This window comes from Marinobacter halophilus, from assembly GCF_003007685.1.
In the GTDB taxonomy this organism is placed as follows: Bacteria; Pseudomonadota; Gammaproteobacteria; order Pseudomonadales; family Oleiphilaceae; genus Marinobacter; species Marinobacter halophilus.
Window position 1 is genome coordinate 202,597 of sequence record NZ_PXNN01000003.1, and the last position, 26,814, is coordinate 229,410.

A 26,814-nucleotide genomic window follows, 5' to 3' on the forward strand; every position below is an offset into this window, starting at 1 on the left:
GGTGAGTGAAGAAGGTCGCAGTTGCCCGCTGGCGTATCGCTATCAACCGGAACGCCTTTGCGAAGACGCCAGGGCTGTTAACGAGGACGTGCTCTACATCGTTGGTGGGCTGTACGGCAATCCTTACGCGCTGGACGAGATAGAACAGATGGCGCTGGTGGAAGAGCGGCACGGCCACCGGGTGCGCCTGGTCTTTAACGGTGATTTCAACTGGTTCAATGCCAGCGATGAATTGTTTCGTGAGATTAACAGCCGGGTGCTGGATCACACGGTCAGCCTGGGCAATGTGGAATACGAATTGGCAAATCCGAGTGACGGCGCCGGGTGTGGTTGTGGCTATCCGTCGTTCGTTGACCAGCATGTGGTGGCACGGTCCAACCGGATTATGACTCGGCTTCAGAGTGTTGCAGAAAATCACCCTGATCTTTGCCGGCGGTTGTCGCTGTTGCCTAAGTATCGATGCCTGATGTTTGGTGGCCTAAAGATTCTTGTGTTGCATGGGGATCCCGAGTCGTTGGCCGGGTGGGGGCTGGCCCACGAATCGTTTGGCGCAAAAAAGGATTCCGGACTTGTCCGCTGGTTTGAGCGCACTGGTGCGGATGTGATTGTTTCTACCCACACCTGCCTTCCGGTACTTTGGTCGGGCACGGTGGGTGGCCGCTCTCGAGTGGTGGCCAACAACGGTTCGGCCGGTATGGCTAACCTCACGGGGGATCGTTGTGGCTTGATTACCCGGGTTGCGCGCTCAAGCCCGGCACATGTGCCGATTGCAGGCATCAGTGGCGCCGGCCTCAACGTTTCTCTGCTGCCCGTCAGATTCGATTTTGCTGCCTGGATGGCTCGTTTTGATGCGCTTTGGCCGGCAGGGTCCGATGCCGCCGTTTCCTATCGAGCCCGCATTCTGGGCGGTACCTCCCTGGCCGCGGATCAGGTCAGTTTTTTCCCCGAAGTTTAACCAATCTGTCACTGGCGAATGCTTCAATTGGGTCTATTCTGATAAGGACAGGCAAGGCTCTGTGGTGCTCGCTGCCATAGCTTCACTTGAAATATATTTTGTGGTCTATATAATTCAACCCTAACTTTTTGAAGCGAATTGATCACGTTATGACATCAGAAGGATCGAATATCACCGCCATCAGTCTTCGTGCACCCAATAAAGATGATGGCTACAGGCTCCACCAGCTGGTTGCGCAATGCCCGCCGCTGGACCCCAACTCGATTTACTGCAACCTGTTGCAGTGCAGCCACTTTGCCGAAACCGGCGTGGCCGCGGAGAAGGAAGGCGATCTGGTCGGCTTTATCTCCGGATACATCCCTCCCCAGCAGCCCGAGACCGTGTTTGTCTGGCAAGTGGCGGTTCACGAGAAAGGTCGTGGACAGGGCCTCGCCAAGCGAATGCTGAAGGAAATCGTTGGCCGAGACGCGTGCAAACACGTCACGCACCTGGAAACCACGATTACCGAGGACAATGAGGCGTCCTGGGCGCTGTTCCGTTCGTTTGCCCGTGACCTGGGCGCAGAGCTCACCTATCACGAGCACTTCGAGAAAGAGACCCATTTTGGCGGCAACCACGACCCCGAGTTCCTGCTGCGCATCGGGCCTTTCACGAAACCTGTCTGAGAATTCTGACTCACGACTCTTGATCGTGAACCTCAAATTGTGATTTGGAGTAGCCGGCAGGCCACACGAGGTGGGTCTGCCCGACGGCTGAAACCAACGCACGGCGGGCCTGTTGCGACTGTACTTTATTACTGACAGGCCCCCTGAGCATTAACCTCGAACCTGATATGCTAAGAGGCAAGACCATGGAACTTTTCAAGTCCACTGAATCTGAAGTACGTGTTTATTCCCGTGCCTTTCCGGTGATTTTCAACCGTGCCAAGAACGCGCACCTTTACACCGAGGACGGCAAGCAGTATCTGGATTTTCTGGCCGGCGCAGGGTCCCTGAACTACGGTCATAACAACGACATTCTAAAAAAAGGCCTGCTTGAGTACATCGAGGCCGATGGTGTCAGCCAGGGCCTGGACCTGTTTACCACCGCCAAGCATGATTTTATCGAGGCGTATAAAAAGTACGTTCTTGACCCCCGTGGCCTGGATTATAAAATGCAGTTCACCGGCCCGACCGGCACCAACTGTGTGGAAGCGGCCATGAAGCTGGCCCGCAAGGTGAAAGGCCGTACCGGCATTATTTCCTTCACCAATGGCTTCCACGGTGTCACTACCGGTGCGGTGGCGGCTACCGGTAACAAGCATCATCGGGGTGGTGTCGGCACACCGTTGGGCAATGTCGACTTCCTGTTCTATGACGGCTACCTGGGTGAGGATGTCGACACCTTGATGATCATGGACAAAGTGCTGTCTGACAGCTCGTCTGGCGTGGAACTGCCCGCCGCCGTGATTGTTGAAGCCGTTCAGGGTGAAGGTGGTCTGAACGCCGCTCGTGCCGAGTGGTTGAAGGGGCTTTCTGACCTGTGCAAGAAGCACGATATCCTGTTGATTCTGGATGACATCCAGGCCGGTAACGGCCGTACCGGAGAGTTTTTCAGTTTCGAATTTGCCGGCATCAAGCCGGATATCGTGACGGTCTCCAAGTCACTGAGTGGTTACGGCCTGCCCATGGCGCTGGTATTGTTCAAGCCGGAACTTGACGTTTGGGATCCGGGCGAGCACAACGGTACCTTCCGTGGCAACAACATGGCCTTTATTACCGCCCGTTTGGCGGTTGAAACCTACTGGAAAGACAATGCATTCGCCAATGAGGTGAAAGCCAAGTCCAAGGTCCTGGGCGATGCCTTGCAGAGCATTTGTGACAAGTACAAGGGTGAGTTCAAGGTCAAGGGCCGGGGCTTGATGCGCGGTATCGAGGCCACTCATGCTGACTTGACCGGTGCGATTACCCAGCGGGCGTTTGAGAAGGGTCTGATCATCGAGACCAGTGGCCCCAACGATGAGGTTATCAAGTGCCTGATGCCGCTGACCACCAGCGAAGATGACCTGCGCCTGGGTGCCAGGTTACTGGCTGAAAGTGTTGACGAAATCATGCAGGAAGGTGTCAGCGAGGCGTCCTGAGACGCCCTCCACCCGGAATATTCATTCCTCAGGATAGCGAAGGCAAAGATATGACTACGGCACAACATACCGTCGAAAAGATTGGCGGTACATCAATGAGTAACTACGAGGCCGTTCGCGACAATATCATTATTGGCAAGCGCGAAAAGAGCGACCTTTATCAACGGATTTTCGTGGTGTCGGCCTACGCTGGCGTGACCAACGAGCTGCTGGAACACAAGAAAACCGGCGAGCCGGGTGTTTACGCGCTGTTTGCCGATGCGGAATCGGACTGGGCGTGGGGCGACGATCTCACCAAGCTGATCAAGTTTCTGACCGACATCAACGGTGAGCTGTTTCTGGATCCTATGCTCAAACAACAGGCGGACCAGTTCATCACCGATCGTATCGAAGGGGTGCGTGGCTGTTTGATTGATCTGCAGCGGCTGTGCTCTTACGGCCAGTTCCAGCTGGAAGAACATCTGTTGACGGTGCGCGAAATGCTGGCCGGTATCGGTGAGGCTCACAGTGCCTTCAATACCGCACTCAAACTGCAGCAGGAAGGCATCAATGCCCGCTTTGTCGATCTGACCGGCTGGCGTGACAGCGAGTTGCTGCCGCTAGACCAAAAGCTCAAGCAGGCGTTTGACAGCATTGACCTGTCCCGTGAGCTGCCCATCGTGACCGGTTATGCCCAGTGCAAAGAAGGCCTGATGCGAACCTTTGACCGGGGCTACAGTGAGATGACCTTCAGCCGGGTGGCGGTGATTACCGAAGCTCGCGAAGCGATCATTCACAAGGAATACCATCTGAGCTCCGCCGATCCCAATATTGTCGGCGCAGAAAAAGTCGTGCCTCTGGGGCGCACCAATTATGACGTAGCCGATCAGCTGGCCAATCTGGGCATGGAAGCTATCCATCCTCGTGCCGGTAAAGGCTTACGCCAGAATGAGATTCCGCTGCGGGTGATGAACACCTTTGAGCCGGAACACACCGGTACGCTGATCACCAGCGATTACGTCAGTGAGAAGCCTCAAGTGGAAATTGTGGCCGGTGCCCGAGGAGTATTCGCCATCGAGGTATTCGACCAGGACATGCAGGGTGAGCCGGGATCTGATCGCAAAATTCTGGAAGTATTGAGTCGCTTTAAAGTTCGGTTCATGGCCAAAGACACCAACGCCAACACCATCACTCACTATGTCGATACCACGCTCAAGCATATCAAACGTGTGGTGAAAGGACTGGAGGAAGCCTTCCCTAACGGCGAGATCAGCACCCGCAAGGTGGCTTTGGTGTCTGCAATTGGCAGTGATATGAAAGTGCCGGGCATTCTGGCTCGTTCGGTCAAATCACTGGCTGACAAAGACATCAGCGTGCTGGCCATCCACCAGTGCATGCGCCAAGTGGATATCCAGTTCGTGATTGATGAGGATTTGTACGACCAGGCCATCGTGGCCCTGCACGGTGCGCTGATTGAGCCGCACAACCACGAATACGCCATTGTGGCGGCGTCTACGACCTGAAGCATTACCCACCAGTGCAACTGACCGTTTCACTGGTGGGCCTTCTCCCCCTTCCTGTTGCCCTCTCTGCAATCCGAGCCTTTCGTTTGATCGTATCCTAGGTAAAGTTTCAACAGGTACCTTAGCCATGCAAACACAGGATCGGCTGGGTCCGTCTCCGACTCTTCCCAACTCTGGCGAAAGGGATTCCCTGGTAGGGTTGTATTTCAGGGATGCGTCCCGGCATCAACTTCTCAGTGATAGTGACGAACGCCGTCTGGCCCGCCAACTGATACTCAGTCTTCGGGTGATCAGCAAAGAGCTGAGCCTGCCCGACGATACGCCACAGACCCTGCGTGAGGTGATCGGCAGTCTGGGAGATGCCTGTGCATTTTCCCAACGCTGTCGCCGTGCCTATCACCTGGCCATGGCTTGTCGTCGCAAACTGATTCAGTCCAATCTGCGACTGGCAGTGCACATTGCCCGCCGCTATGGCCACCACGGCATACCCATGACAGACCTGATTCAGGACGCCAACGTTGGGCTGATCAAGGCCGCGGAGCGGTTTGACCCAGGCAAGGGCTTTCGCTTCTCGACCTACGCCTATTGGTGGATCAGTGAAGAGGTCAGGCGTTGTCTGCAGCGGGGCGTGGGTGTAGTACATACGCCAGAAAACGTGGTGGATGAGATCCGACAGCTGCAGAAGACGTCCATGCGCCTGAATCAGTCTTTAGGCCGGACGCCGTCCCAGTCTGAACTTGCGACGGCGATGGAGGCCTCACCGTCACGGATCGGAGAGTTGCGGGCACTGGCCTCCAGAGAAATCTCGACCGATGTGCCGCTGGTTGAAGATGGCTCAATTACCTTGGGCGACAGTCTTCATGGCAGCGATGCGATGACTCCGGATCATCCGTTGCGTCAACGGGACCGGATCATCACCTTGCACAACATGATGGGCGAACTCTCGGACCGGGAGCGGGAAATCCTGACCCGCCGGTACGGCCTGGGCGTGGCCGAGCCGGAAACGCTGCAGACCATTTCCGATCAGTTGGGCATTAGTCGGGAGCGGGTGCGTCAGATCGAGAAGCTGGCGCTGAAGAAATTGCAACAGCGCTTTGCCACTGAATCGAGCGGTGCCTGATTTTCAGGTACCGTGCAACAGGTAGAACCAGACACCAACCGTAATCTGGCAAGTGAGAACCACCAAGGTGAGTACCAGGCGCAATTTCAGATACCAGGCCGGCCAATAATGACGCATCCAGCGAGCATCAACGATGTACAGCGCCAGAAAGGCGATCGTGTACAGCAGGATCTTGTGGGGGGTGTGGAGTAACAGGCCCAGGCCCGCTGCGAGAAAAAACAACTGACTCAGCAACATCGAGACCAAAGGCGACTGGGGGTAGGAGCGATTCTCCAGTTGCAGCGCGATGGTCCAGTAGATGCCGCCCATAAAAGCCAGAATGCCGGCACTGTACAGGTAGAACCAGCTCAGAATGGTGACGCTGCGAGCGGGCATTACAAACAAACCTGCGGTTCCGGCAATAAACGGAATCAGCCCGGCAATACCCACCAGAATTGCAAGACGAGCCACTACAATCACGACCGTTGCCTCTGAACCCGAATCCGCATGGGTTCTATGTCGGACGGCGCCATGCCGACCATTTCATGGTAGGCAGACGGATGCACAATCTGGGTTTCCCGAACGTCAAATTCACTGAGGGTGTCTTGCACCTCCCAGGCACTCCGGAACAAGAGGGTTTTACCGGCGTTGTCCGATAACAGCTTGAGGCCTTCCGGCCCATGAAGTCGGGCCATGTAATGCTGGCCTTCCAGGGAAATGATCTCGAGCAACTCGATAACAGGCTGCTGATGAACTTTGAGTTCTTTGAGGGTGATGCGCACGGTAAAGCTCCCAGGTTGGTGTTACCAGAGATCTTACGTGCAAGCACACGGGTAAGATCATTGTGAGAGCTTTAAGCAGGCCTGATACGCCGGGCAGTTCACCAGGTGATCGTTGACCATGCCGGTGGCCTGCATGAAAGCGTAAACGATGGTGGGGCCGACAAAGGTGAAGCCCGCCTTTTTCAGGGCTTTGGCCATGGCTTCAGACTCAGGAGTGACGACCGGTACCTCGGCCATGGTGCGCCAGTGATTCTGCCGGGGCTGGTGGTCCATAAACTGCCAAAGAAACGTTGACAGAGGGGTGCCCCGCTCCTGCAGGGCCAGATAACCGCGGGCGTTGTGAATCACCGATTGTACTTTGAGCTTGTTCCGGACGATGCCCGGGTCTTGCAGCAGACGGGTTTGGTCCTGTTCGGTAAAGCGGGCAATCTTCTCGGGGTCAAAACCGGCGTAGGCGTCGCGATAATTTTGCTGCTTACGCAGGATGGTGATCCAGCTCAGCCCGGCCTGCTGGCCGTCCAGGCACAGTTTCTCGAACAATGCCAGGTCGTCGTACTCGGGGCGGCCCCAGACGGTGTCGTGGTAATGCACGTACAGTGGGTCGGTGCCACACCAGTTGCATCGTTCAGGGTATTGAGTCATGGCGGTCGGTTCCAGTTAGCGTTTGGCCCGGATGGTGCGGTGGAACATGGGCTCCCAGCTGGCGTCAAGATTGCCGGCGTGGATCAGACCATAATCATCCGGAGGTGGCTCCAGCAAGGTGATGCCGGGCAAACTGCCTGAGGCGTCTTCCGTGCCCTGATACACCAACGTTACCAGAAAACCCTCCACGTAAAAGCAACTGGCCAACCAGGTCTGCTCGGGCTGATCACCGTAAAGCTCGAAATCCTTACGCACTTCCAGGGTTTGCAAGTTGCCGGCAATGCCTCGGCCGGTGGCCTTGAGCCAGGCTTCTTTCAGAGTCCACACCTTAAGGAAGCTGAACGGATCGTTGGCCCGGAACAGCCATTCCTGTTCAACCGCCGAAAACCAGCGTTTAGCCAAACCGGTCCAGTCCGGCTTACGTTGGCTGGGCTCAATATCGATGCCTAACGGCTGAGTGCCAGCGGCAACGGCAGTCAGGCCTTTGCTGTGGCTCAGTGACAAGTGCCATCCTGGCGGCGTTGACGAGGTGACAGGTCGACCATCAACCGGCTGACAGCGCTCTGGAGCCTCGCCACTGGCGTTGGCCAGGCTTTGCCGGATTAGCCAGCGGCTGGTGAGAAACTCGCCGCGCCTCGGGTTGTTCAGGTGTGCCAGGGTCTGGGCTTCATACTCCGTCATCCAGGGCGGCGCTGCAGGCACGTCGCGATTGATTTGATGACAGAGCCAGATGGCCGGCCGATCAGGGCTGGAGTCGTTGAATGGTCCAGCCATTGGCTTCCCTCACGTATTCAAAGCGATCATGAAGTCGGCTTGGCCGCCCTTGCCAAAACTCGATCCGTTCCGGCACCACCCGGTAGCCGCCCCAGAAACCGGGCAGCGGAATTTCACCGGAACTGAATTTCTGTTTCATCTCCGCCACTTTCTGTTCCAGCAAACCACGAGAGGTGATGACTTTGCTCTGTTCGGACACCCAGGCACCAATCTGGCTGCCCCGGGGCCTGGAGGCAAAATATTTTAAGGACTCGGTTTTGCTGACTTTCTCGACTTTGCCCTGAATGCGCACCTGCCGGTTCAGATCAATCCAGGGGAACAGTAGAGCGGCTCTGGGGTTTTCATCCAGTTCCCGGGCTTTGCGACTGCCGTAGTTGGTGTAGAACACAAAGCCGCCGTTATCGAAGTATTTCAGCAGCACGGTGCGCAGGTCTGGCATCTGGTCCGCGCCTGCGGTAGCAAGAGACATCGCATTCGGCTCCAGAATGCCGGCCGTGCGGGCATCCTCAAACCAGCTCTGAAACTGGAAGACCGGATCGTCGTTCAGGTGTTCGAGATCCAGCCCTTCGCTTTCAAAATCCCGACGCATATCGCCGATGTCCATTCCTCTCTCCTCATCTCGTAGCAATGCTGTGTTCAGGTACGGTTGCCGAGCATAGCGGGTTCACCTTCATGTGTCAGCGATCATGACGAGTGAAAACCTGTGATTGACGGTTACATATCGCAACAGAGTAATCAGAACCGTTGCTTCGGATCAGCGTAAATCTCCGAACCTACAATTTGCACCAAACCCGAAACAAACACAGGGTAATGACAATGATGTCCCATTATGATCTTCCCTTGGTCACAGCTTCTTTTATTGTTGCCGTCCTGGCGGCTTACACGGCGCTGTTCTTCGGAGCTCGGCTGGGTTCTGTTCGCAAAGGCAATCGCCTGGCATGGTTGGTAACCGGGGGGCTGGCCATGGGCACTGGCGTCTGGACCATGCACTTTGTTGGCATGTTGGCGATGCCGATGGATATGACCATGACATTCGACACCGGTATGACCTTCATTTCCTGGCTGGCTGCGGTGATCTCCTCTGCCATAGCGTTGCACATCATCGGTCGCGAGAAATCCGGAGTGGCCTTGTTTGCCGCCGCGACACTCATGATGTCAGGCGGTATCGTGGTCATGCATTACCTGGGCATGTTTGCGATGAAGATGTCTGCGCCGCCGGTATACGATGCCCTGTGGCTGACCATTTCGGTTGCCATTGCCGTTGCGGCATCGGCCGCTGCCCTGGCGGTGTCCCGCAGCATCCGGAGCATGCGGGGCGTTGGTGCGTCCGCTGCACGCTTGGGGGCTGCGCTGGCCATGGCGACGGCAATATGTGGCATGCATTACACCGGCATGCTGGCCATGACATTCCCTGAGGGCGCTGTGCCGGCTGCCGGCAATGGCCTGCGTGGCGACTGGATGGGCATACCACTGGCGGTCTTCTGCGCTGCGTTATTGGCGGTAACGGTGTTTGTAGCGGCCTTCGATATTCGCCTGCAGCGCCGGCTCGCCGCTGAAAAAGCTGAGGAAGACGCTCGGGTTGCGCGCCTGGCCTTTGTCGATTCCATGACCGGGTTGCCAAATCGCTCGGCCCTGGAGCAGCGGTTGTTGAATACCCTGGCACTCGAAGACGCTCGTGAACACCCGTTTGCTCTGATTTATCTGGACATCGCTAACTATCGGGAACTGTCGGCCGGGCTTGATCCGGCGGCCATGAACAGGGTTATCCAGAACATCGCGAAAGCGATCCGCGATTTGGCGCCAGAATCGGTTTATCTTGCCCGTTACTCAGCTAGCACGTTTTTCCTGATGGTTCCGGATTATGCCGACCTTTCGTACAGCTTCATGTACAAGCGTTTGCGGGAGCTGGATGAGCGTATTCCTACGCCGGCCAAGTCGGTCACCTGGCGTGCCGGCCAGTCGGTTTTCCCCGCCACCGGCAATTCCAGCCGTAAATTGCTGTTGGCGGCAATGATACCGATGGATCTGGGTCAGATTGGACGTTTCGACAAGTTGGCGGTCAATTCTGATCCGATTTTGCCGGGTCATCACACCGCAGGCTGACAAACAGACACCGGGCCGACTATCCTTGTGACAGGCAAGGGGCTGATTCAGCCCCAATTTCTCGCCGTTCACCGAGGAGAGTTTGTGTGGCTCAACGCCGTCAACGCAGTCGTTTACCGAGAAATCTGGCCGTCGCGGTCCTGATTCTGCTGCTGTTCTATGCCCTTGCTGGCTTTTTGGTGCTGCCCTGGTGGCTCAAACAAGCCGTGCCGGAGCAACTGGAGGCGCAAATGGGCTGGCAGTCCGATTTAGCCACGCTACGCGTTAATCCTTTCTCTTTGACGATTGAAGTAACAGAGCTGTCGGCTGATGACGGTGCCGGCGAGAAAGTGGTCGGTTTCGACCGGCTGTTCGTTAATCTGGGTTTCTTTTCATTGTTCAGAGGTATCGTCAGCTTTCAGGAAATCCGCCTGCAAGAGCCCTATGTCCGGTTTGACCTGCTGGATGATGGCAGCGTTAATTTTGCTCGTGACTGGCGGCTGGCCCAGCTAGATGAGCCCAAGACGGATGTTCCGGCCGAGGATGCCGACACTGGAAAGCCTCCCAGGTTGCTGTTTCAGCAACTGGCTATTGATGGCGGCGAACTGCTGTTCAGGGATTTCAGCCAGCCCGAGCCCGCGCAATTCCGTATTACGCCGCTGGATCTGTCCATCAATCAATTGGCCACCTGGCCCCGAGAGGCGGATGGTAGTCACTACTCAATAATAGCTGCGTTAGGCGAGCAGACCATCGAATGGGATGGTGCGCTGAGCGTCACGCCGCTGTATTCCGAAGGCCGCCTGAAAATTTCTGATCTTCGCCATGACACACTCGCGCACTTTTTGGCGCCTCATCTGCCATGGCAGTTGCGGAATGGCCTTGTGACTTTTGAATCCCGCTATCAGCTTGGCGGTAGCGAACCGTTTGAGTTGATTACCTCTGAGGGCAAGCTGACGATTCAGGATCTTGCGCTCGCATTAGCGGCATCGGACGAGGAACCTGCCCTGGCGGCTGAGCGCATTGAAGTAGACGGCATCGGTTTTGATCTGACCGCCGGGGAAGCACGGGTCGAGGATGTCCGCCTTGATCAACCCTTTGTGGCTGCGACCCGGAACAGTCAGGGTGAAATCGACTGGCTGGCTTCTCTGCCGCCGGCTGACCCGGAACAGGATCAAAGCGAGCCGCCGGCACCGGATGCGCCGGCGTTCCGGTGGTCGGTGCAGGGAGTTGAAGTGGTGGCAGGTCGTTTGCGCTGGCGCGATCAGGTGCCCGAGACTCCGGCCGAGATTGAACTGACCGATCTGGACGTTACTCTCGGGCGGTTGTCTGACCGGCTCGATGATCCGGTCAGCTACGGTCTTGGCATCGTGTTGGCCAGTGGTGGGCGAGTCTCGGCCAATGGTCAGCTGACACCGGCCCCGTTCACCCTTGAGTCGTCCTTGTCAGGTTCAGACATTGCGCTGGCGGTGATCGAGCCCTATCTGCAACAGGGTGCTAACCTGGCAGTGACCAAGGGCCGACTGGGGTTTGACGGCAACCTGGACCTGGACAGCCAGGACGACCCAATGACCGGTACTTTCAGTGGCACCGCCGAAATTGCAGATCTGGACCTGAAGTTGCCAGGCAGTGAGGCGTCCATGCTGGGCTGGCAAACCCTGCGCCTGGCGCCGATTGAATTCAATGTGTACCCGCCCAGGCTGGAAATTGGCACCGTGATCCTGTCGCAGCCCTCATTTACTGTGGTGCGGGCGGCAGATGGTCTGCACAATGTTGAGAAAATTGCTCGCTCCGATTCCGGCGCGGATGATCGTGGTAGTGCGGCAGAAGTGACCGGGGATGCCTCTGAGCCGACCGAGGCGGGTTTTGTCTTCCGTATAGGCGAACTGCAGGTTGAGGGTGGTGCCATTGCCTACGCCGATCGTACTCTGGAACCTTCATTCAGCACCCGCTTTGATGTGCTGAACGGCTCGATCACCGGCATCAGTAATGTGTCGCCCCAGCAAGGCCGGGTCAGTTTGCGTGGCCAGCTGGCGGGCGGCGCCCCGGTGACTGTAGAGGGCACCCTGGGAGCTCTGGGTACCGATCAGACCAGTGATCTGAAACTGTCGATGGACGATCTGGCGCTGCCGGCCCTGTCGCCTTACTTCGGTCGCTACCTTGGTTACACCGTCGACAGTGGCAAGCTGGCACTGAATCTGGATTATGAGTTTACGGGTACTCGAATAAAAGCCTCCAATCAGGTGGTTCTGGACAGGATGTCTCTGGGCCAGGCCGTGGCCAGTGAGCAGGCGACCGGTGCACCGGTCAAACTTGGCCTGGCATTACTGACCGACCGCCGGGGGGTTATCGAAGTGGATTTACCGATTCAGGGCGACATCGCTGATCCTGAATTTCGGGTTGGCCAGATTGTGATGCGAGCCTTTGTGAACCTGTTGGTAGGCGCGGCCACTTCACCTTTCAGTATGCTGGGGTCCTTGGCGGATCTGGCGGGCTTTAGCAGTGAGGAGCTGGGCCAGGTTAGCTTTGCGCCCGGCAGTGTTTCGTTGGCGGATAGTGAAGCCGACAAACTTACCGCGTTGGCCAAGGCGATGAATGAGCGCCCCGAGTTGCTGCTCAACATCCGCGGCGGCGTTTCCCCGGAAGCAGATGGCCTGGCGTTGTTAAAAGCCCGAATGGAGGCTCGGGGTGAGGAGGTCACCGGTGACGCCTGGGCGCAGGCAGAGCAGGCCTGGCGAGACGGTGAACGGCAGCTGCCGCCGGAGCAGCTGGGCCAGTTGGCCAGCGAACGGGGCCAGGCCCTTCGCCGGCTGTTGCAGGATACCCACGGGGTGGATGCCGACCAGCTGTATACCCTGGAGCCGACCCGGCAGGCCGGTGTCGACGAGCGGGGCGATGTCACCGTAAAGTTCACGCTCGACATACGTTAATCAAGCCGCAACAGGAAACCCAATGGTCAGTCTGAAACAGCGCACTGCCAGTCATTTCTTTGCCTATGTGTCGCGCTTGCGCTGGATCAAGCGCTGGGGGCTGATGCGTAACGCCATCGAAGAAAATGTGGCGACTCACTCGTGGGAAGTGGCGACCATTGCCCACGCCCTGGCACTGATTCGCAACCGGCACTTTAACGGCCAGGTCAATGCCGACCGTATTGCGGCTGCAGCCTTATACCACGACGCCATTGAGGTGATTACGGGCGATATGCCGACACCTGTGAAATACCATTCAAAAGTAATGCGGGAAGCCTTCGCTGATATCGAACACAAGGCCGAAGGTGAATTGCTGGCGTTGCTGCCGGATGATCTGAGGGCGGATTTCGACCCCTATGTGCGGGAATCGCAGTGGCGGCAGGAAGAGAAAGAACTGATCAAGGCGGCAGACCGGTTATCGGCGTTACTGAAGTGCCGGGCCGAGATGCAGACCGGTAACAAGGAATTCGAGCCGGCGGCGGAGCAGATTCTCCACCGCTTGCAAGAACAGAGCCTTCCAGAAGTGCTGTACTTCCTTGAGGTGTTTGCGCCCAGTTACGAGCGGCCGCTGGATCACTTGCTGGGCTAGCGGCCGCCATTAACTGGAAATGACCAGATTCAGCTGTTGCCGGCGGAGGCAACCATGCCGCCGCGTAGGCCGTCCCGGCTCAGAGCGTCCCGGACAGCGTCTTCGGGGCTGCCGGCGAGTTCCCGGAACATACCCATGGATCCCAGCAGTGCGGATGACTCATAAGGAACGAAGACTCGTTCACCATCTTTCGCCATGGTGGGCAGGGCCTTGATGTAGCTTTGGCCGAGCAGGTAGCCGACAACCGTGCGCTTGTTCTCTTCTGAGTCACCAATGGCGTTCAGTACCAGGCGGATCGACTCCTGTTCACCCTGGGCACGCAGAATGGCGGATTCCTTGTCACCCTGGGCGTTCAGGATGGAGGATTCGCGCTGACCCTGGGCCATGGCAATGGCGGCTGACTTCTCACCCTCGGCCTCGGTGACGGTGGCCCGGCGCTTACGTTCGGCGGCCATCTGCAGGCGCATGGCCTCTTCTACTTCTTCGGGCATGCTGATGTCTTGCACTTCCACCCGGGTCAGTTTGACGCCCCATTTCGAGGCGGCTTCTTCCATCTCGGCCTGGATGGCGCTGTTGACCTCAGCACGGGATTCAAACAATTTGTCGAGTTCCATCTTGCCCACCACCGAGCGCAGGGTGGTTTTGGCCAGCACCTCGACTGCCTGGCTCATGTTGGCGACTTCGTACACGGCCCGTCGTGGGTCGATGATCTGGTAGTAGAGCGCACCGTTGATATTAACCGTTACGTTGTCGGTGGTGACCACCGGCTGACCGGGAAAGTCCATCACGGTTTCGCGGCGGTCGATACGGATCTCGTCGGTGCTGACCGGGTGATATTCCTCTCCCATGCGCATGTAACGGATCATGCTGATCGGGCGTGGCCGCTCGATGAACGGAATGATGATGTTGATGCCGCTCTCCAGCACGCGGTTGAACGAGCCCAGACGCTCGATCACCATTACTTCGGATTGGCGAATGATTACCAGCCCCTTGGCAATAACGAAAACGCCAACGGCGACAATGATAAGACTGATGACCAGTCCCGGAGATACCAGTGATTCCATGCCTATTGCTCCTTGTTGGGATGTGCTAAATGCACGATGGCGGTAGTGCCATCAAATTTTTCAAAAACGACCGGAGTGCCCTCCGGCAGGGCCGGACTGCTGCCATCCTCGAATTTCAGACGGTAAAAGTCACCGTTGACCTTAATACCGGTGGCCTCGTCAAAGTCACGCAGCCGGGTTTGATAGAGTTTGCCGCGCTCGACGCCGGTGCCGGTGGTACCGTAAGCGACGCCTTTGGGTGAAAACCGGGGCCGGATCCACCAGATGGCAGCGGGTACCAGCAGGCCAGACATCACCCCCATGGTCACCAGCTGCCACTCGAAGGATGCTCCCAGGACTGCCGCCAGTGCGGTCAGCGCCGCCGCCAGTCCGAGCGCCAGCATAAGCAGTGCTCCGGAGGTCAGCTCGGCCAGGCCCAGAAGCAGGGCCAGGATCAGCCACAAGTGGGTAAGACTCCATTCCATAGTCAGCTCCGTTAGTTCAGGCATGAATGCAGATGAGTCGGGAGTGTAACCAATGTGCTGGGCGGCGTCGCTGACTGACTGGCGTATGTTTGGTCCGGTATGGTCAGAACTGACCGGGGCGACCGGCCCGGAACGCGGTTGATGCCATTTTGCACAACGGGCGACCTGTTACAGTATCAGATCAATAACGTACCTGCTTTAATGGCAACAACAACACTGAGGTTCAGCAATCATGAAAGATCTTAACAACAAAGTGGCGGTGATTACCGGTGCCGGTTCCGGCATTGGCCGAGCCCTTGCCGGTGTGCTTGCCGCCAAAGGTTGCCGCCTGGCCTTGTCGGATGTCAATGAAGCCGGGCTGGCAGAAACGGTTGCGGACTGCGGTGGTACTGAAGTGCGAGCCTATAAGCTTGACGTTTCTGATCGTGATGCGATCTACGCCCATGCCGAGCAGGTCCTGGCAGACTTTGGTGCTGTCAATCTGGTGATCAACAATGCCGGTGTGGCGCTGTCGGCAACCGTACGCGAAATGACCGATGACGATTTCAAATGGGTCATGGACATCGACTTCTGGGGCGTTGCCCACGGTACCCGTGCCTTCCTGCCCCACCTGATTGCCTCCGGTGATGGCCACGTGGTGAATATTTCCAGCGTGTTTGGCCTGATTGGCGTGCCCAAGCAGAGCGCTTACAACGCCGCCAAGTTCGCCGTGCGCGGCTTTACCGAGGCCCTGCGTCAGGAAATGAAGCTGGAGAACCAGCCGGTGCAGATCAGCTGCGTCCACCCCGGTGGCATCCGCACCAACATCGCCAACTCTGCCCGCATGGGTAAGTCAGAAAATGCCGTGGCTCAGCGCAAGGGCTTCGACAAACTGGCCATGACCACGCCGGAAAAAGCTGCTGAAATCATCGTCAAAGGCATCCTGAAAAACGAATCCCGGATTCTGGTGGGCCCGGACGCCTGGGGCATCGATGCCATCAACCGTCTGCTGGGATCGGCCTATCAACCGCTGGTTGAGCGCTTTTCACGGAAGAATCTGTATAGCTGACCCAGACCTGGTTATTTCTTATACACTGGCTGTCTGGTTTACAGCCAGTGTATAAGGACTATACTCCTAAGCTGATCCATGGAAGAGTCAGCATGAATACTTCAAAACATCTTGATCTGGGTACGGCGCTGGAACAAAGTCGCTCAGGTTTGCGGGATAACCACCGCCGTTCTCTCGCCAGATTGTTATTTCACGCTACCGGTTCTGCCCTGGTAGTGTTTGGTGTGCTTCAGTTCATCAACGGCTTCCCGTGGGTGACCCTCGCGGAATTCATGGCCAGCGGCCTTCTGTTTTATGGTGCGATCCGGCTGAAAACGACGCCCCACCTGCAGCAATGGATTTACGCCTACCTGGTTGCTGTCTTCTCGTTTTTCATTGTCATCATGCTGTTACCGGAAGCCTCGATCGCCGCCTTTGTCTGGGTATTGATGATGCCCGTGCTGGCGTACCTGCTGCTGGGCAAGCACGAAGGCATGATTTTGAGTGTCCCGTTCATGGTGCTGGGCTACGTAGCGTATTACTTCTTCCTCGAAGAAGTGGGAACGGCCGGTAGCATGATCGATCTGCTGAATATGTTGCTTTGTGGTGTGCTGATGCAGATCTTCATGCACCTGTATGAAGCTCGCAGGGAAGAAGCCGAGCAACGGTTGGTTGATATGGCCCAGACTGATGCCCTCACCGGCCTGGCCAATCGTGCCACTTTTCAGAGCACCCTGGCCCGAACCATTGCCGAATGCGAGCGCAGCGGTGATGGCTTCGCCCTGGTGATAATGGACGTTGACCATTTCAAACTGGTCAACGACACCCTCGGTCACGATGCCGGTGACCATGTTCTGCATGACATTGGCAAGAGCCTGACTGAACGCCTGCGCGCCTCGGATTTTGTCGGCCGTCTGGGAGGAGAAGAATTCGGACTGATTCTGAGGAATGTAAAGCCGGCCGATGCGTTTGAGCTGATGGACGAGTTGCGGGGGCGCATTGCCGGTCGTGAGTTGCGTTACGGTGAAGCCGGTATTCGGGTAACCGCCTCTTTCGGCATTGCTCAATGGCCGGAACACGGCCGCTCCGCAGAGACCCTGTTCTGCGTGGCGGATCGTTGCCTATACAGCGGCAAACGGGCCGGCCGCAACCGGGTTTTGCCGGCGGGCCAGCTTCAGGGCGAGGCGACTGTGGAAAGGCTGGCTGGAGGTACGGGCTGAATCGGGTATCCTTAGGCTGACAGAATCCACCGCCAAGGACCGAACTGACCATGTGCGAACTGCTGGCCATGAGCGCCAATACCCCCACGGACCTGTGTTTCAGCTTCACCGGCCTGACCAGGCGGGGTGGCGAAACCGGGCCCCATAAAGATGGCTGGGGTGTCGCCTTCTACGAAGGCAAAGGCGTTCGCAGTTTTCACGATTCCGACGCCAGCGCCAACTCCCGCCTTGCTCAGGTAGTGCAAACCCACCCCATCAAAAGCGAAGTGGCCATCTGCCATATTCGCCAGGCCAATGTCGGCGAGATCTGCCTGGCCAACACCCACCCCTTTATCCGCGAACTCTGGGGCCGCTACTGGGTGTTTGCTCACAACGGCCAGCTGTCCGGGTTCCGGGCTGCGGGCGGTTTTTACGAGCCGGTTGGCAGCACCGACAGCGAAGCCCTGTTCTGCGACCTGCTCAATCACCTGCGCAGCCACTGCCAGCGCGACCACCCCACCGAACAGATCGTCGAACGCCTGGTCAACCTGTCCACGGCCTACGCCCGCGAAGGCGTGTTCAACCTGTTATTAAGCAACGGCGACTGGCTGTTCACCTACTGCACCACCAAAATGGCCAGCATCACCCGCCGCGCCCCTTTCGGCCCGGCGAGGCTGAAAGACACCGACGTCACCGTGGACTTCGAAGCCGAAACCACCCCCAACGACATCGTCAGCGTGATCGTGACCGAGCCGCTGACTACCGATGAAAAATGGGACATCTACCAGCCCGGAGAATGGCGGTTATGGAAAAAAGGAGAGGTTGTCCAGTCCGGAATTGCAAAAGCGGGCAGTTAAACAATGCTAGAACAAGCAAGTGAGTGGGGAGGCCTTTCTGCAGGGAAAAAAATGTCTGAGCGAAGCGAGTTATTTTTCCCGGAAGAAAGGCCTCCCCACCCGCTCGCCAGCGTAACTCCAAACTGAAGGAGTTACTGAAGAGTCCGACGATTACCTTTCTGATACTGCGGAGCAATGTACTGCTCGATCTGGCTCTTGAACCGAGCAATCAGCTCGCTGTTGTCCTTGTCCCAAGGGTGGTATCCAGGCTTGAAGTACTCCGCCCAGGCCGGAATCAGGCTCGAGAATGTGCCGTTCTTGCCCCACATGCGCCACACGTCCTTGGCCGCACCCTTCACTGAAAAGTTCTTACGATCATTCATCATCATACGGCCGGTATACCAGGTCGCCACCACGCCCAACGCGCTCGTGGCAAACAACTGATAGAACGCCCGCTCGGCGTAGGTGCCGCCAACGCTCTGGAATACATCATAGGCCACCGCCTTGTGCTCGGTTTCCTCAATGGCGTGCCATACCCAAAGTGGGCGCATGGATTCGTGCATGTCTTCGCGCACGTCGTCCCGTTCCAGCAGCATATCGGCCATCATCGCCGTGATGTGCTCCAGCGCGCAGGTGATCGCCAACTGGTGCCGTTTGGGAAGCTTGCGGGTCAGCTCCAGAATGACTTTCAGATCTTTTTCCATCTCCTCCACCGGCATGCCCTGATCGCGCACATGTTGATTCATCGCGATGTGTTCCAGGGAATGCATGGCTTCCTGGCCAATAAATCCGCGCACGTCTTCTTTCAGCTTCGGGTCTTTGATCTGGTCCCGGAAGGCCCGTACCGAATCGACGAAAAACTGCTCGCCTTCGGGAAACAGCACCGACAGCGCGTTCATGGTGTGGCTGATCAGATAACTGTTGTCGAGCCAGTACTGAGGAACCGCCTCGCCAAACTCGAAACCCATGCGCTGGGCCTTGATGGACACGTTGTCCGGGGTATGGGAGGCTTTGGTCTGCTTGTCGGTTTGTGATGTTACCAGCATGGTTGTACTCCTTTGCGACTGAACGCTATGGCTGATGTCATGAGGCCAGTGTGTGGGAGTCAACGGTATTACTGAATGCGCGAATGGGACGGCCATCGTCCCCAATGGGACAATTGGCCCGGGCGACAGTCGAATCAGGGCGAGCAGCCCCACTGTGGTCAGCAGGTGCTTCTGATAGAGTCAGAACTACAATAATCATCAATCATGGACAATCTATGGCAGCAACCGGTGCGGACAATGAACGGCAAACGTTGGGGCTGTTTCTGGTGCCAGGTGTTTACTTGCGGGTACTGAGCGACACCGTCCGTCAGCTTGGCCACAATGACCGGCTGCTGTATGAAGGCCTGGACTTTACTGCCGAGGATCTGAAAGCCAACGACAGTCGCGTTTTCGTCACCGATGCCGGTCTGATGGCCCAGCGCGCCCTGCAGCTTGCCGGTCGTGATGGCTTGAGTTTTATGCTGGCGAAAGAGCTGCGGGTAACCATCCACGGCACCCTGGGCTTTGCCGCCCTGACCAGCCCGACCTTCGGCGGGGCGCTGGACTCGGTTCGCCGTTACCTGCAGCTACGGGCGCCGTTTCTGAGCATGAAGCAGTCTCTGGCCAGCGAGCAGGTACTGGTGCAGCTCTGCACCGAATTCGAAGCGCCGGGGCTGTATGAGTTTCTGGCGGAAACGGTCAGCGCCACCCTGATTCTGCTCACCGAACAGTTACTTGACCGGGCGGACGCCGAGGCCAGGGGCTTTGCCCTGGAAGACGGCAAGCTGCCGGGCGTCTCGGTGCGCCTGACCACTCCGGAGCCGGCTTATTACCAGCGCTTTGCCAGCCAGCTGCCGGTGCGTTTCGATTACGATCAGCCGGAGGAAATGCTGATCTTCCCGCGCGAGCTGCTGGACGTCCGCATGCGCCTGGCGGACGCCGATGCGTCACGGATGGCGCGGGAGCAGTGCGAGTTTGAATTGCAGAAAGCTCTGAAAGATCAGGGCGACATCGTGCTGGCAATCCGCAACATGCTGAGAATGACCCCTGGCCCGTTGCCGTCGCTGGAGGCCATGGCCGAGCGTTTCTGCGTGTCGTCCCGAACGCTCAAGCGCCGGCTGGCGGACAAAGACACCAACTACCGGGAAATCGTGGAGGCGGTCCTGAAGGACCGGGCCATCCAGTTGCTGCGTTACACCACCCAGTCGATCAGCGAGATTGCCTATGAGCTGGGTTATGCCGATCTGTCCAATTTCAGTCGGGCATTTCGCAAATGGACCGGCAAGTCCGCTTCTGAATTTCGCGAGGGTGGGCCGGATCCGGCGCCTGAGGTGGGGCCTTGATAGTTTGTTTGTTGCGCCTTTTGTTTGGGAGCGTGGTCGTAAGGTGGTACCAGAATTTTTTCTCTGAAAAACAACTCGCTGCGCTCAGACATCTTTTTCAGAGAAAAAATTCTGGTACCACCCCACGCCCTGCTGACTGCGGAATTGGCGTACCAATTTCCATGCGGAAATCCTGTAGTTGTCTTTAGTAGACTCTGCCCCGATAGTATGACGGACGGGGGGTTGGAGTATTTTTCCCGCCAGGAAAAAGATGTCTGAGCGCAGCGAGTTGTTTTTCCCAAGGGAAAAATACTCCAACCCCCCGGCCAGGCACCCTCACTTTCAGTTTGGGGTCAGAGTTGAACTCATCTCAGGATCTGAACAAACATGAACGGACAACCAGACACCCACAGCAAAATCATCGGTTACCTGCTCTGGATCTTCGGATTCCTCGGTTCGCACCGGTTTTACTACGGCAAACCGATCACCGGCACCATCTGGTTCTTCACCTTCGGGCTGTTCCTGATCGGCTGGATCATCGACCTGTTTCTGATCCCGTCCATGGACCGGCAGGCCGACAAACGCTTTCGGGGTGGCAACATCAGCTACAACATCAGCTGGATTTTACTCACCTTCCTGGGCGTGTTCGGCGTGCACCGGATGTACATGGGCAAGTGGATAACCGGGGTCATCTACCTGCTCACCGGTGGCCTGTTCCTGTTTGGCGTGCTGTACGACTTCTGGACCCTCAATAGCCAGGTGTCTGAGCGCAATCAGGCCGACCAGCTGGGTTGATTACAGCCCGGCTGCGGCTTCCAGCTCGGTCAGGGCGTCTTCCAGGTAGTCCAGCATTCGCTGCAGGCTGGGCAAGGTTCGGCGGCAGCCGACTAGGCCGAACTCTACCTGGCCGTTGTAGCTGGTCAGGGTCATGTTCAGGGCCAGTCGGTCGAGGACGATAGACACCGGGTACATGCCTTCCAGTTTTGCGCCGTTCCAGTAGCGGGGGGATGATGGCCCCGGCACGTTGGAGATCACCACGTTGAAAGTTTGCCAGTTGGGCGCCATGCCGGTCAGCAAGTGGAAGGCGGCCGGGGCCAGGGTCAGCGCGGTGTAGTTGAGGATTTCTTCCGGCGACATGTGGTTGTAGCGGTCTTTCGCTTCCTGCATACCGTGGTGGATGTTCATCAGGCGTTGGCTGGGGTCGTTTTCATCGGTGTGCAGGTTGGCCAGGATCACGCCCACCTGGTTGCCTTCGGCGCTGCCATCCCGGTGCAGCGACACGGGTACGAACGCGATCAGGGGTTTTTCCGGTAAGGCATCCTGATTCATCAGGTAAGTGCGCAGGGCCGTGGCACACATGGCGGTGACCACATCGTTCACGGTGGTGCCGTAGGCCTGACACACGGCCTTGATTCGGGTCAGGCAGTAAGACTGGGCGGCAAAACGCCGGGAGCCGGTGATTTTCTGGTTCAGCACGCTGCGCGGTGCGTGGAAAATCGAATCGTAAGCCGGGTCTTTGCGGGCCTGGTTGATGGTTTTCAGCAACTCTTTGGCCACGGTGGGAACGGTACCCAGCTGTTTGCCGGAGCTGCCCAGCAAATGCGCAACGCTGCGCCAGAGCGAGGGTGCGTTCTCGTCTCTGCCGGTCCGCTGCCTGTGTGGCAAGGCCCAGATTGGTGGCAGACCCATTTCGTTGGGGTCTTCACTCAGCATCCGGGTGACCATGCGCATGCCCGTCACGCCATCCATCAGGGAATGGTGGATTTTGGTGTACAGAGCAAACTGCCGGTCTTTCAGGCCCTCAATCAGGTGCACCTCCCACATCGGCCGCTCCCGGTCCATCAGGTGCGAATGCTCGGCTGAGACAAACGACAGCAATTCGCGGATCCGGCCTGGCGTCGGCAGCGCTTCGAAGCGGAAATGATGTTCCAGGTCCAGGTGCTCGTCTTCCACCCACATCGGTTGCCCCAGCTTGTAACTCAGTCGCTGATCGAAGGGCCTGGTCACGCCGTGCTGCGTTCTCAGCTGATCGGCGAGCTGGGCGACATAATCGTCTGGCGCGCCTTCCGGAAACGAGAACAGCTGCAGGCCGCCTACGTGCATGGGTTGCTGGCGCTTTTCCAGCCAGAGAAACAGTTGATCGGTGGGGCTCAGAGGTTTCACGGCGCCTTCCTTGTTATTGGTTTCTGAGCTGATACTAACGTATTTTGCGTGGTACTTTATTGACTTTCCGAACCATCAAGCCGGTTCGTCAGGTGATATTCAGGAGATCAGAATGATGGACATAACAACCGCCGTAACCACCCGGCGTTCCGTGCGGGATTTTCTGGATACCCCGGTGCCCGAGGCCACCCTGCGTAAGGTAATCGAAACCGCCCTGCGCTCGCCCTCCGGCGGCAACCTGCAACCCTGGCACCTGCACGTGGTCACCGGCGATGCGCTGGACCGGCTGAAAACCCTGATGCGGGAAAAAGTCAGCAAAGGCTTCAACGAATTGCCCGAATACGAAATCTACCCGCCCAAGCTGCAGTCGCCGTACCGGGAGCGCCGGTACGAGATCGGCGAGTTGATGTACCGCCAGCTCGGCATTGCCCGGGAAGACAAAGCCGCCCGTTTCAAATGGTTCCAGCGTAACTTCGAATTCTTCGGCGCCCCGGTCGGCCTGTTCTGCACGGTGGATGAAAACATGGGCCCGCCCCAGTGGTCCGACCTGGGCATGGTGTTGCAAACCCTCATGCTCCTGCTGCGCAGCGAGGGCCTCGACAGCTGCGCCCAGGAATCCTGGGCCCTGTACCCGAACACCATCAGCGAGTTCCTGAACTTGCCTGACGGCCGCAAAGTCTTCGCCGGCATGGCCATCGGCCACGCCAACCCCGACAGCCCGGTCAACCAGCTCACCTCGCCGCGAGCGCCGATGGCCGAAAACGTCCAGTTCCTGAGCTGACCACCGCCATCCTGCGACCTCAGGCGGCCACGGACGCCGCCTGAGTCACCGGTATCTCCAGCCGGATCCGGTTGCCGTCCAGCAACACCGGATACACCTTCACCCGAGCCCCGTCGTCTTCCAGGCACTGCCCGCTGCGCAAACTGAAATGCTGCTTGTACAACGGCGACGCCACCACCGGCTCACCGTCCAGATCTCCGGTAATGCCCCGGGCCAGCACATTGGTGCCGGTAAACGGATCGGTGTGACTGACCGCAAACAACGCCGGCAGCCGATGCGGCAGATAAAACACCGCCACCGGCCCGTCCTCGGTCCAGACCGCAACCCCGGAATCCGCCACCAGATCCTCAACAGTACAAACCACATCCCAACGAGTACGAGCTTTCATAATAGATTCTCCAGTTATCCAGTCAGTTTCGAACCACGATCCCACCGAGCCCAAAGAGCAAGGTGGTATGGGGGTGCTTTCCTGCAGGAAAAAAGATGTCTGAGCGAAGCGAGTTGTTTTTTCCGAAAGGAAAGCACCCCCATGCCGCCTGGCTCCGCCCCCGAACCTGAAGGCTACGCAGACTCCAGTGCCGGTCTGCGCTGCCCCCGCTCAACGGTCCAACGCTGCACCGGATCTTTCTGCTCCGGAGAATTCACAAACTCCCGGAACCGCTTGCGCTTCTCCGGATCCTCCACCGCCGTCTTCCACTCGCACTGATAGCTGGCCACCAGATCCTCCATGTGCTGCTCCAGCTCCGCGCCGATGCCCAGACTGTCCTCCAGCACCACCTGCTTCAGATAGTCCAGACCACCCTCCAGGTTCTCCATCCAGACACTGGTACGCTGCAACCGGTCCGCCGTGCGCACATAAAACATCACCACCCGATCAATGGTCCGGATCAGCTCCTCATCCGACAGATCGGTGGCAAACAAATCGGCATGGCGCGGACGCATACCGCCGTTGCCGCAGACATACAGATTCCAGCCCTTGTCGGTGGCAATCACACCAAAGTCCTTGCTCTGGGCCTCCGCGCACTCCCGGGTACAGCCAGACACGCCCATCTTCACCTTGTGCGGCGCGCGCAGGCCCTTGTAACGATTCTCCAGCGTGATCGCCATGCCCACACTGTCCTGCACGCCATAGCGGCACCAGGTGCTGCCGACACAGGACTTCACCGTGCGCAGCGACTTGCCGTAGGCATGACCGGTCTCGAAGCCGGCGGCGATCAGTCGTTCCCAGATCTCCGGCAGCTGGCTCAGGGTGGCGCCGAACAGATCAACCCGCTGGCCACCGGTGATCTTGGTGTACAGGTTGTAGTCCTTGGCCACCTGGCCGAGCACAATCAGCTTGTCCGGGGTAATCTCGCCCCCGGGAATGCGCGGCACAATGGAGTAGGTACCGTTCTTCTGCATGTTGGCCATGAAGGTGTCGTTGGTGTCCTGCAGCGGTACGTGATCCGTGGCCAGAATGTGCTCGTTCCAGCAGGTGGCCAGGATCGAGCCCACCGTGGGCTTGCAGATGTCGCAGCCCTGGCCCGTACCGTATTGCTTCAGCAGCCCCCGGAAGGTGCGGATGTCGTTCACCTTCACCAGATGGAACAGCTCCTGACGGGTGTAGGGAAAGTGCTCGCACAAATCGGTACACACCTCCACGCCGCGCTTCTCCAGTTCGCTGTCCACCACCTTCTTGAGCAGCGCGGTGCAGCCACCACAGCCGGTGCTGGCTTTGGTCTGTGCTTTCACGCCGCCCAGGTCACTGCAGCCGGCATCAATGGCGCAGCAGATGTCGCCCTTGCTGACGTTGTGGCAGGAACAGATGGAGGCGGTGTCGGGCAGGGCATCGGCGCCCAGGGTCGGTGCACCGCCCTGGCTTTCCGGCAGAATCAGCGCCTCCGGATTGCTGGGCAGGGTGATGCCGTTGAGGGCGTATTGCAGCAGCGTGTCGTAATGGCTGTTATCGCCCACCAGAATGGCGCCGAGCAAGGTTTTGCCATCCTGGCTCACCACCATGCGCCGGTAATGGCCGGCCTGCTCATCGTGAAAGCGGATATTGCGGGCACCGGGAGTCTGGGCGTGGGCATCGCCAATAGAGCCGACGTCGACCCCCAGCAATTTGAGCTTGGTGCTCATATCGGCGCCGGTGAAGCTGGCGTCGGTCTCGCCATTAAGCGCCGCCGAAAGCGTGCGGGCCATGGTGTAGCCCGGGGCCACCAGGCCGAAGATGCGGTTACTCCACAACGCGCATTCGCCAATGGCATGGATGTGGGGGTCAGACGTGGTGCAGTGGTTGTCGATGACGATGCCACCACGCTCGCCCACGTCCAGGCCACAGGCCCGGGCCAGGGTGTCCTGGGGCCGGATGCCGGCGGAGAACACAATCAGGTCGGTTTCCAGATGTCTGTCATCCGAGAAGTTCATCCGCAGCCGGGCCTCGCGACCGGGCACGATGGCCGTGGTGGCCTTTTCGGTGTGCACCTGCACGCCCAGCTCCTCAATCTTCTGCCGCAACAGCGCGCCGCCCTGGTCATCCAGCTGTACCGGCATCAGGCGCGGGGCGAATTCCACCACATGGGCCTGCAAGCCCAGGCTTTTCAGGGCGTTGGCGGCTTCCAGCCCGAGCAGACCGCCGCCAACCACCACGCCGGTCCTGGCGTCGTTGGCGCTGGCCTGAATCGCATCCAGATCCGCCAGCGTTCGGTAAACAAAACAGCCATCCTGATCCTTGCCGGCAATGGGTGGCACGAACGGGTAAGAGCCGGTGGCCAGCACCAGCTGATCGTAAGGGTAAGCGCCATCCGGGGTGGTGACGACACGGTTATCCCGGTCAATGGCGGTCACCGGCTCGTTCAGGTGCAGGTCAATGTTCTGTTCGGCATACCAGTCGACGGTGCCCATGGCCAGATCGGCATGGGTCGAGCCGGTAAAATACTCGGACAGATGCACCCGGTCGTAGGCCAGCTGGGTTTCTTCACCGAAGACAATGATCCGGAAGGTCTCGGCAGCTGCGGTCTGGGTGAACTGCTCCAGGAAGTGATGGCCTACCATGCCGTTGCCGATCACGATCAGGGTTTGTTTACTCATGGGTGCTGCCTCTCTCCAACGAAAAAAACCGGAGCATCATGCTCCCCGTGGAGAACAGATGGTCCGGCGCCAATGCCAACAACAATGATCTGATGGTCCGGCCTGCGTGTGCAGTTCAACACACTTCCCTGGCCGGGAAAGTCATCCTTGGTTTAATTAAAGCGACTTTCGTGCCAGTTTTGTAAGTCTATTTATATCAGTGGGTTGAGGGTTTTTGGCTGGTTCGTGAAGGGGGATTTCACGGTTTTGTGCACTTTCGTGGGGCAATGCGCCCGATCTTGAGGCTTCCTGAGGGTGGCCCGCTAATTGCTAGTGTTAGGGTGAACCGTGAGCGCCGGCCAGCGCATAGCACAG

25 protein-coding genes are annotated in these 26,814 nt (G+C 58.0%); 14 read left to right on the forward strand and 11 right to left on the reverse strand.

The window, feature by feature from the left end; genetic code table 11:
• The first annotated feature begins 1 nt into the window (after position 1).
• The 5 genes from C7H08_RS00920 to C7H08_RS00940 all read left to right on the forward strand — a co-directional run bounded on the left by C7H08_RS00920 (position 2) and on the right by C7H08_RS00940 (position 5,696).
• Entirely contained in the window at positions 2 to 955 is a 954-nt protein-coding gene (locus tag C7H08_RS00920; protein WP_106669883.1) for a hypothetical protein, read from the forward strand.
• Positions 956 to 1,104: 149 nt separating this feature from the next.
• Complete coding sequence (ectA, locus tag C7H08_RS00925) at positions 1,105 to 1,620, forward strand: diaminobutyrate acetyltransferase (protein WP_106669884.1); 516 nt, start codon at positions 1,105 to 1,107, stop codon at positions 1,618 to 1,620.
• 185 nt (positions 1,621 to 1,805) lie between these two features.
• Positions 1,806 to 3,074: a diaminobutyrate--2-oxoglutarate transaminase gene (ectB, locus tag C7H08_RS00930; RefSeq protein ID WP_106669885.1), complete on the forward strand. Its 1,269-nt coding sequence runs from the start codon at positions 1,806 to 1,808 to the stop codon at positions 3,072 to 3,074.
• 50 nt (positions 3,075 to 3,124) lie between these two features.
• Positions 3,125 to 4,576, forward strand: coding sequence for an aspartate kinase (locus tag C7H08_RS00935; RefSeq protein WP_106669886.1), 1,452 nt, complete (start codon positions 3,125 to 3,127; stop codon positions 4,574 to 4,576).
• Between the two features lie 127 nt (positions 4,577 to 4,703).
• Positions 4,704 to 5,696, forward strand: a complete 993-nt coding sequence (locus C7H08_RS00940; protein WP_106669887.1) for a sigma-70 family RNA polymerase sigma factor — start codon at positions 4,704 to 4,706, stop codon at positions 5,694 to 5,696.
• Positions 5,697 to 5,699: 3 nt separating this feature from the next.
• On the opposite strand, the gene C7H08_RS00945 is transcribed toward C7H08_RS00940, so the two are convergent.
• Genes C7H08_RS00945 through pdxH form a run of 5 tightly spaced genes read right to left on the reverse strand, consistent with a single transcriptional unit; the run spans position 5,700 to position 8,477 of the window.
• Positions 5,700 to 6,155, reverse strand: a complete 456-nt coding sequence (locus C7H08_RS00945) for a DUF3429 domain-containing protein (protein WP_106669888.1) — start codon at positions 6,153 to 6,155, stop codon at positions 5,700 to 5,702.
• Entirely contained in the window at positions 6,152 to 6,457 is a 306-nt protein-coding gene (locus C7H08_RS00950) for a DUF6482 family protein (RefSeq protein WP_106669889.1), read from the reverse strand. The genes C7H08_RS00945 and C7H08_RS00950 overlap by 4 nt, the downstream gene beginning before the upstream one ends.
• Before the next feature lie 57 nt (positions 6,458 to 6,514).
• Positions 6,515 to 7,099: a DNA-3-methyladenine glycosylase I gene (locus C7H08_RS00955; RefSeq protein ID WP_106669890.1), complete on the reverse strand. Its 585-nt coding sequence runs from the start codon at positions 7,097 to 7,099 to the stop codon at positions 6,515 to 6,517.
• Between the two features lie 15 nt (positions 7,100 to 7,114).
• A complete protein-coding gene (locus C7H08_RS00960) occupies positions 7,115 to 7,873 on the reverse strand; it encodes a 4'-phosphopantetheinyl transferase family protein (protein WP_106669891.1) in 759 nt (252 codons plus the stop codon).
• A complete protein-coding gene (gene pdxH, locus C7H08_RS00965) occupies positions 7,842 to 8,477 on the reverse strand; it encodes a pyridoxamine 5'-phosphate oxidase (protein WP_106669892.1) in 636 nt (211 codons plus the stop codon). Before pdxH ends, C7H08_RS00960 begins: the two co-directional genes overlap by 32 nt.
• Before the next feature lie 212 nt (positions 8,478 to 8,689).
• Here pdxH and C7H08_RS00970 point away from each other — a divergent pair, with 212 nt between their 5' ends.
• The 3 genes from C7H08_RS00970 to yfbR all read left to right on the forward strand — a co-directional run bounded on the left by C7H08_RS00970 (position 8,690) and on the right by yfbR (position 13,510).
• On the forward strand, positions 8,690 to 9,976 hold the full coding sequence (locus C7H08_RS00970; RefSeq protein WP_106669893.1) for an MHYT domain-containing protein: 1,287 nt from the start codon (positions 8,690 to 8,692) through the stop codon (positions 9,974 to 9,976).
• An 86-nt stretch (positions 9,977 to 10,062) separates the two neighbouring features.
• Positions 10,063 to 12,882 (forward strand): DUF748 domain-containing protein, encoded by a 2,820-nt coding sequence (locus tag C7H08_RS00975; protein WP_106669894.1) that lies wholly within the window; start codon positions 10,063 to 10,065, stop codon positions 12,880 to 12,882.
• Between the two features lie 22 nt (positions 12,883 to 12,904).
• Complete coding sequence (gene yfbR / locus C7H08_RS00980) at positions 12,905 to 13,510, forward strand: 5'-deoxynucleotidase (protein ID WP_106669895.1); 606 nt, start codon at positions 12,905 to 12,907, stop codon at positions 13,508 to 13,510.
• A gap of 29 nt (positions 13,511 to 13,539) precedes the next feature.
• Here the strand turns inward: yfbR and C7H08_RS00985 are convergent, their stop codons facing one another.
• On the reverse strand, positions 13,540 to 14,574 hold the full coding sequence (locus tag C7H08_RS00985) for an SPFH domain-containing protein (RefSeq protein ID WP_106669896.1): 1,035 nt from the start codon (positions 14,572 to 14,574) through the stop codon (positions 13,540 to 13,542).
• Between the two features lie 2 nt (positions 14,575 to 14,576).
• The gene (locus tag C7H08_RS00990) at positions 14,577 to 15,038 is read right to left on the reverse strand and encodes an NfeD family protein (RefSeq protein ID WP_106669897.1); all 462 of its coding nucleotides are present in this window, start codon (positions 15,036 to 15,038) and stop codon (positions 14,577 to 14,579) included.
• A gap of 232 nt (positions 15,039 to 15,270) precedes the next feature.
• Here C7H08_RS00990 and C7H08_RS00995 point away from each other — a divergent pair, with 232 nt between their 5' ends.
• From C7H08_RS00995 to C7H08_RS01005, 3 genes are all read left to right on the forward strand, one after another.
• On the forward strand, positions 15,271 to 16,086 hold the full coding sequence (locus C7H08_RS00995) for an SDR family NAD(P)-dependent oxidoreductase (RefSeq protein ID WP_106669898.1): 816 nt from the start codon (positions 15,271 to 15,273) through the stop codon (positions 16,084 to 16,086).
• Positions 16,087 to 16,178: 92 nt separating this feature from the next.
• Positions 16,179 to 17,285 (forward strand): GGDEF domain-containing protein, encoded by a 1,107-nt coding sequence (locus C7H08_RS01000; RefSeq protein WP_106669899.1) that lies wholly within the window; start codon positions 16,179 to 16,181, stop codon positions 17,283 to 17,285.
• 50 nt (positions 17,286 to 17,335) lie between these two features.
• Entirely contained in the window at positions 17,336 to 18,121 is a 786-nt protein-coding gene (locus C7H08_RS01005) for a class II glutamine amidotransferase (protein ID WP_106669900.1), read from the forward strand.
• Between the two features lie 131 nt (positions 18,122 to 18,252).
• Here the strand turns inward: C7H08_RS01005 and C7H08_RS01010 are convergent, their stop codons facing one another.
• Positions 18,253 to 19,146 (reverse strand): metal-dependent hydrolase, encoded by an 894-nt coding sequence (locus tag C7H08_RS01010; RefSeq protein ID WP_106669901.1) that lies wholly within the window; start codon positions 19,144 to 19,146, stop codon positions 18,253 to 18,255.
• Positions 19,147 to 19,361: 215 nt separating this feature from the next.
• Here C7H08_RS01010 and C7H08_RS01015 point away from each other — a divergent pair, with 215 nt between their 5' ends.
• Positions 19,362 to 20,468, forward strand: coding sequence for an AraC family transcriptional regulator (locus tag C7H08_RS01015; protein WP_106669902.1), 1,107 nt, complete (start codon positions 19,362 to 19,364; stop codon positions 20,466 to 20,468).
• Between the two features lie 366 nt (positions 20,469 to 20,834).
• Entirely contained in the window at positions 20,835 to 21,242 is a 408-nt protein-coding gene (locus C7H08_RS01020; protein ID WP_106669903.1) for an NINE protein, read from the forward strand.
• On the opposite strand, the gene C7H08_RS01025 is transcribed toward C7H08_RS01020, so the two are convergent.
• Entirely contained in the window at positions 21,243 to 22,610 is a 1,368-nt protein-coding gene (locus C7H08_RS01025) for a WS/DGAT/MGAT family O-acyltransferase (protein ID WP_106669904.1), read from the reverse strand.
• 112 nt (positions 22,611 to 22,722) lie between these two features.
• On the opposite strand from C7H08_RS01025, the gene C7H08_RS01030 reads away from it, so the two are divergent.
• A complete protein-coding gene (locus C7H08_RS01030; protein WP_227663204.1) occupies positions 22,723 to 23,391 on the forward strand; it encodes a nitroreductase in 669 nt (222 codons plus the stop codon).
• 19 nt (positions 23,392 to 23,410) lie between these two features.
• Here the strand turns inward: C7H08_RS01030 and nirD are convergent, their stop codons facing one another.
• Together nirD and nirB are read right to left on the reverse strand one after the other, a co-directional pair.
• Positions 23,411 to 23,779, reverse strand: a complete 369-nt coding sequence (gene nirD / locus C7H08_RS01035) for a nitrite reductase small subunit NirD (protein WP_106669905.1) — start codon at positions 23,777 to 23,779, stop codon at positions 23,411 to 23,413.
• A gap of 173 nt (positions 23,780 to 23,952) precedes the next feature.
• Complete coding sequence (nirB, locus tag C7H08_RS01040) at positions 23,953 to 26,460, reverse strand: nitrite reductase large subunit NirB (RefSeq protein ID WP_106669906.1); 2,508 nt, start codon at positions 26,458 to 26,460, stop codon at positions 23,953 to 23,955.
• Positions 26,461 to 26,814: the final 354 nt, after the last annotated feature.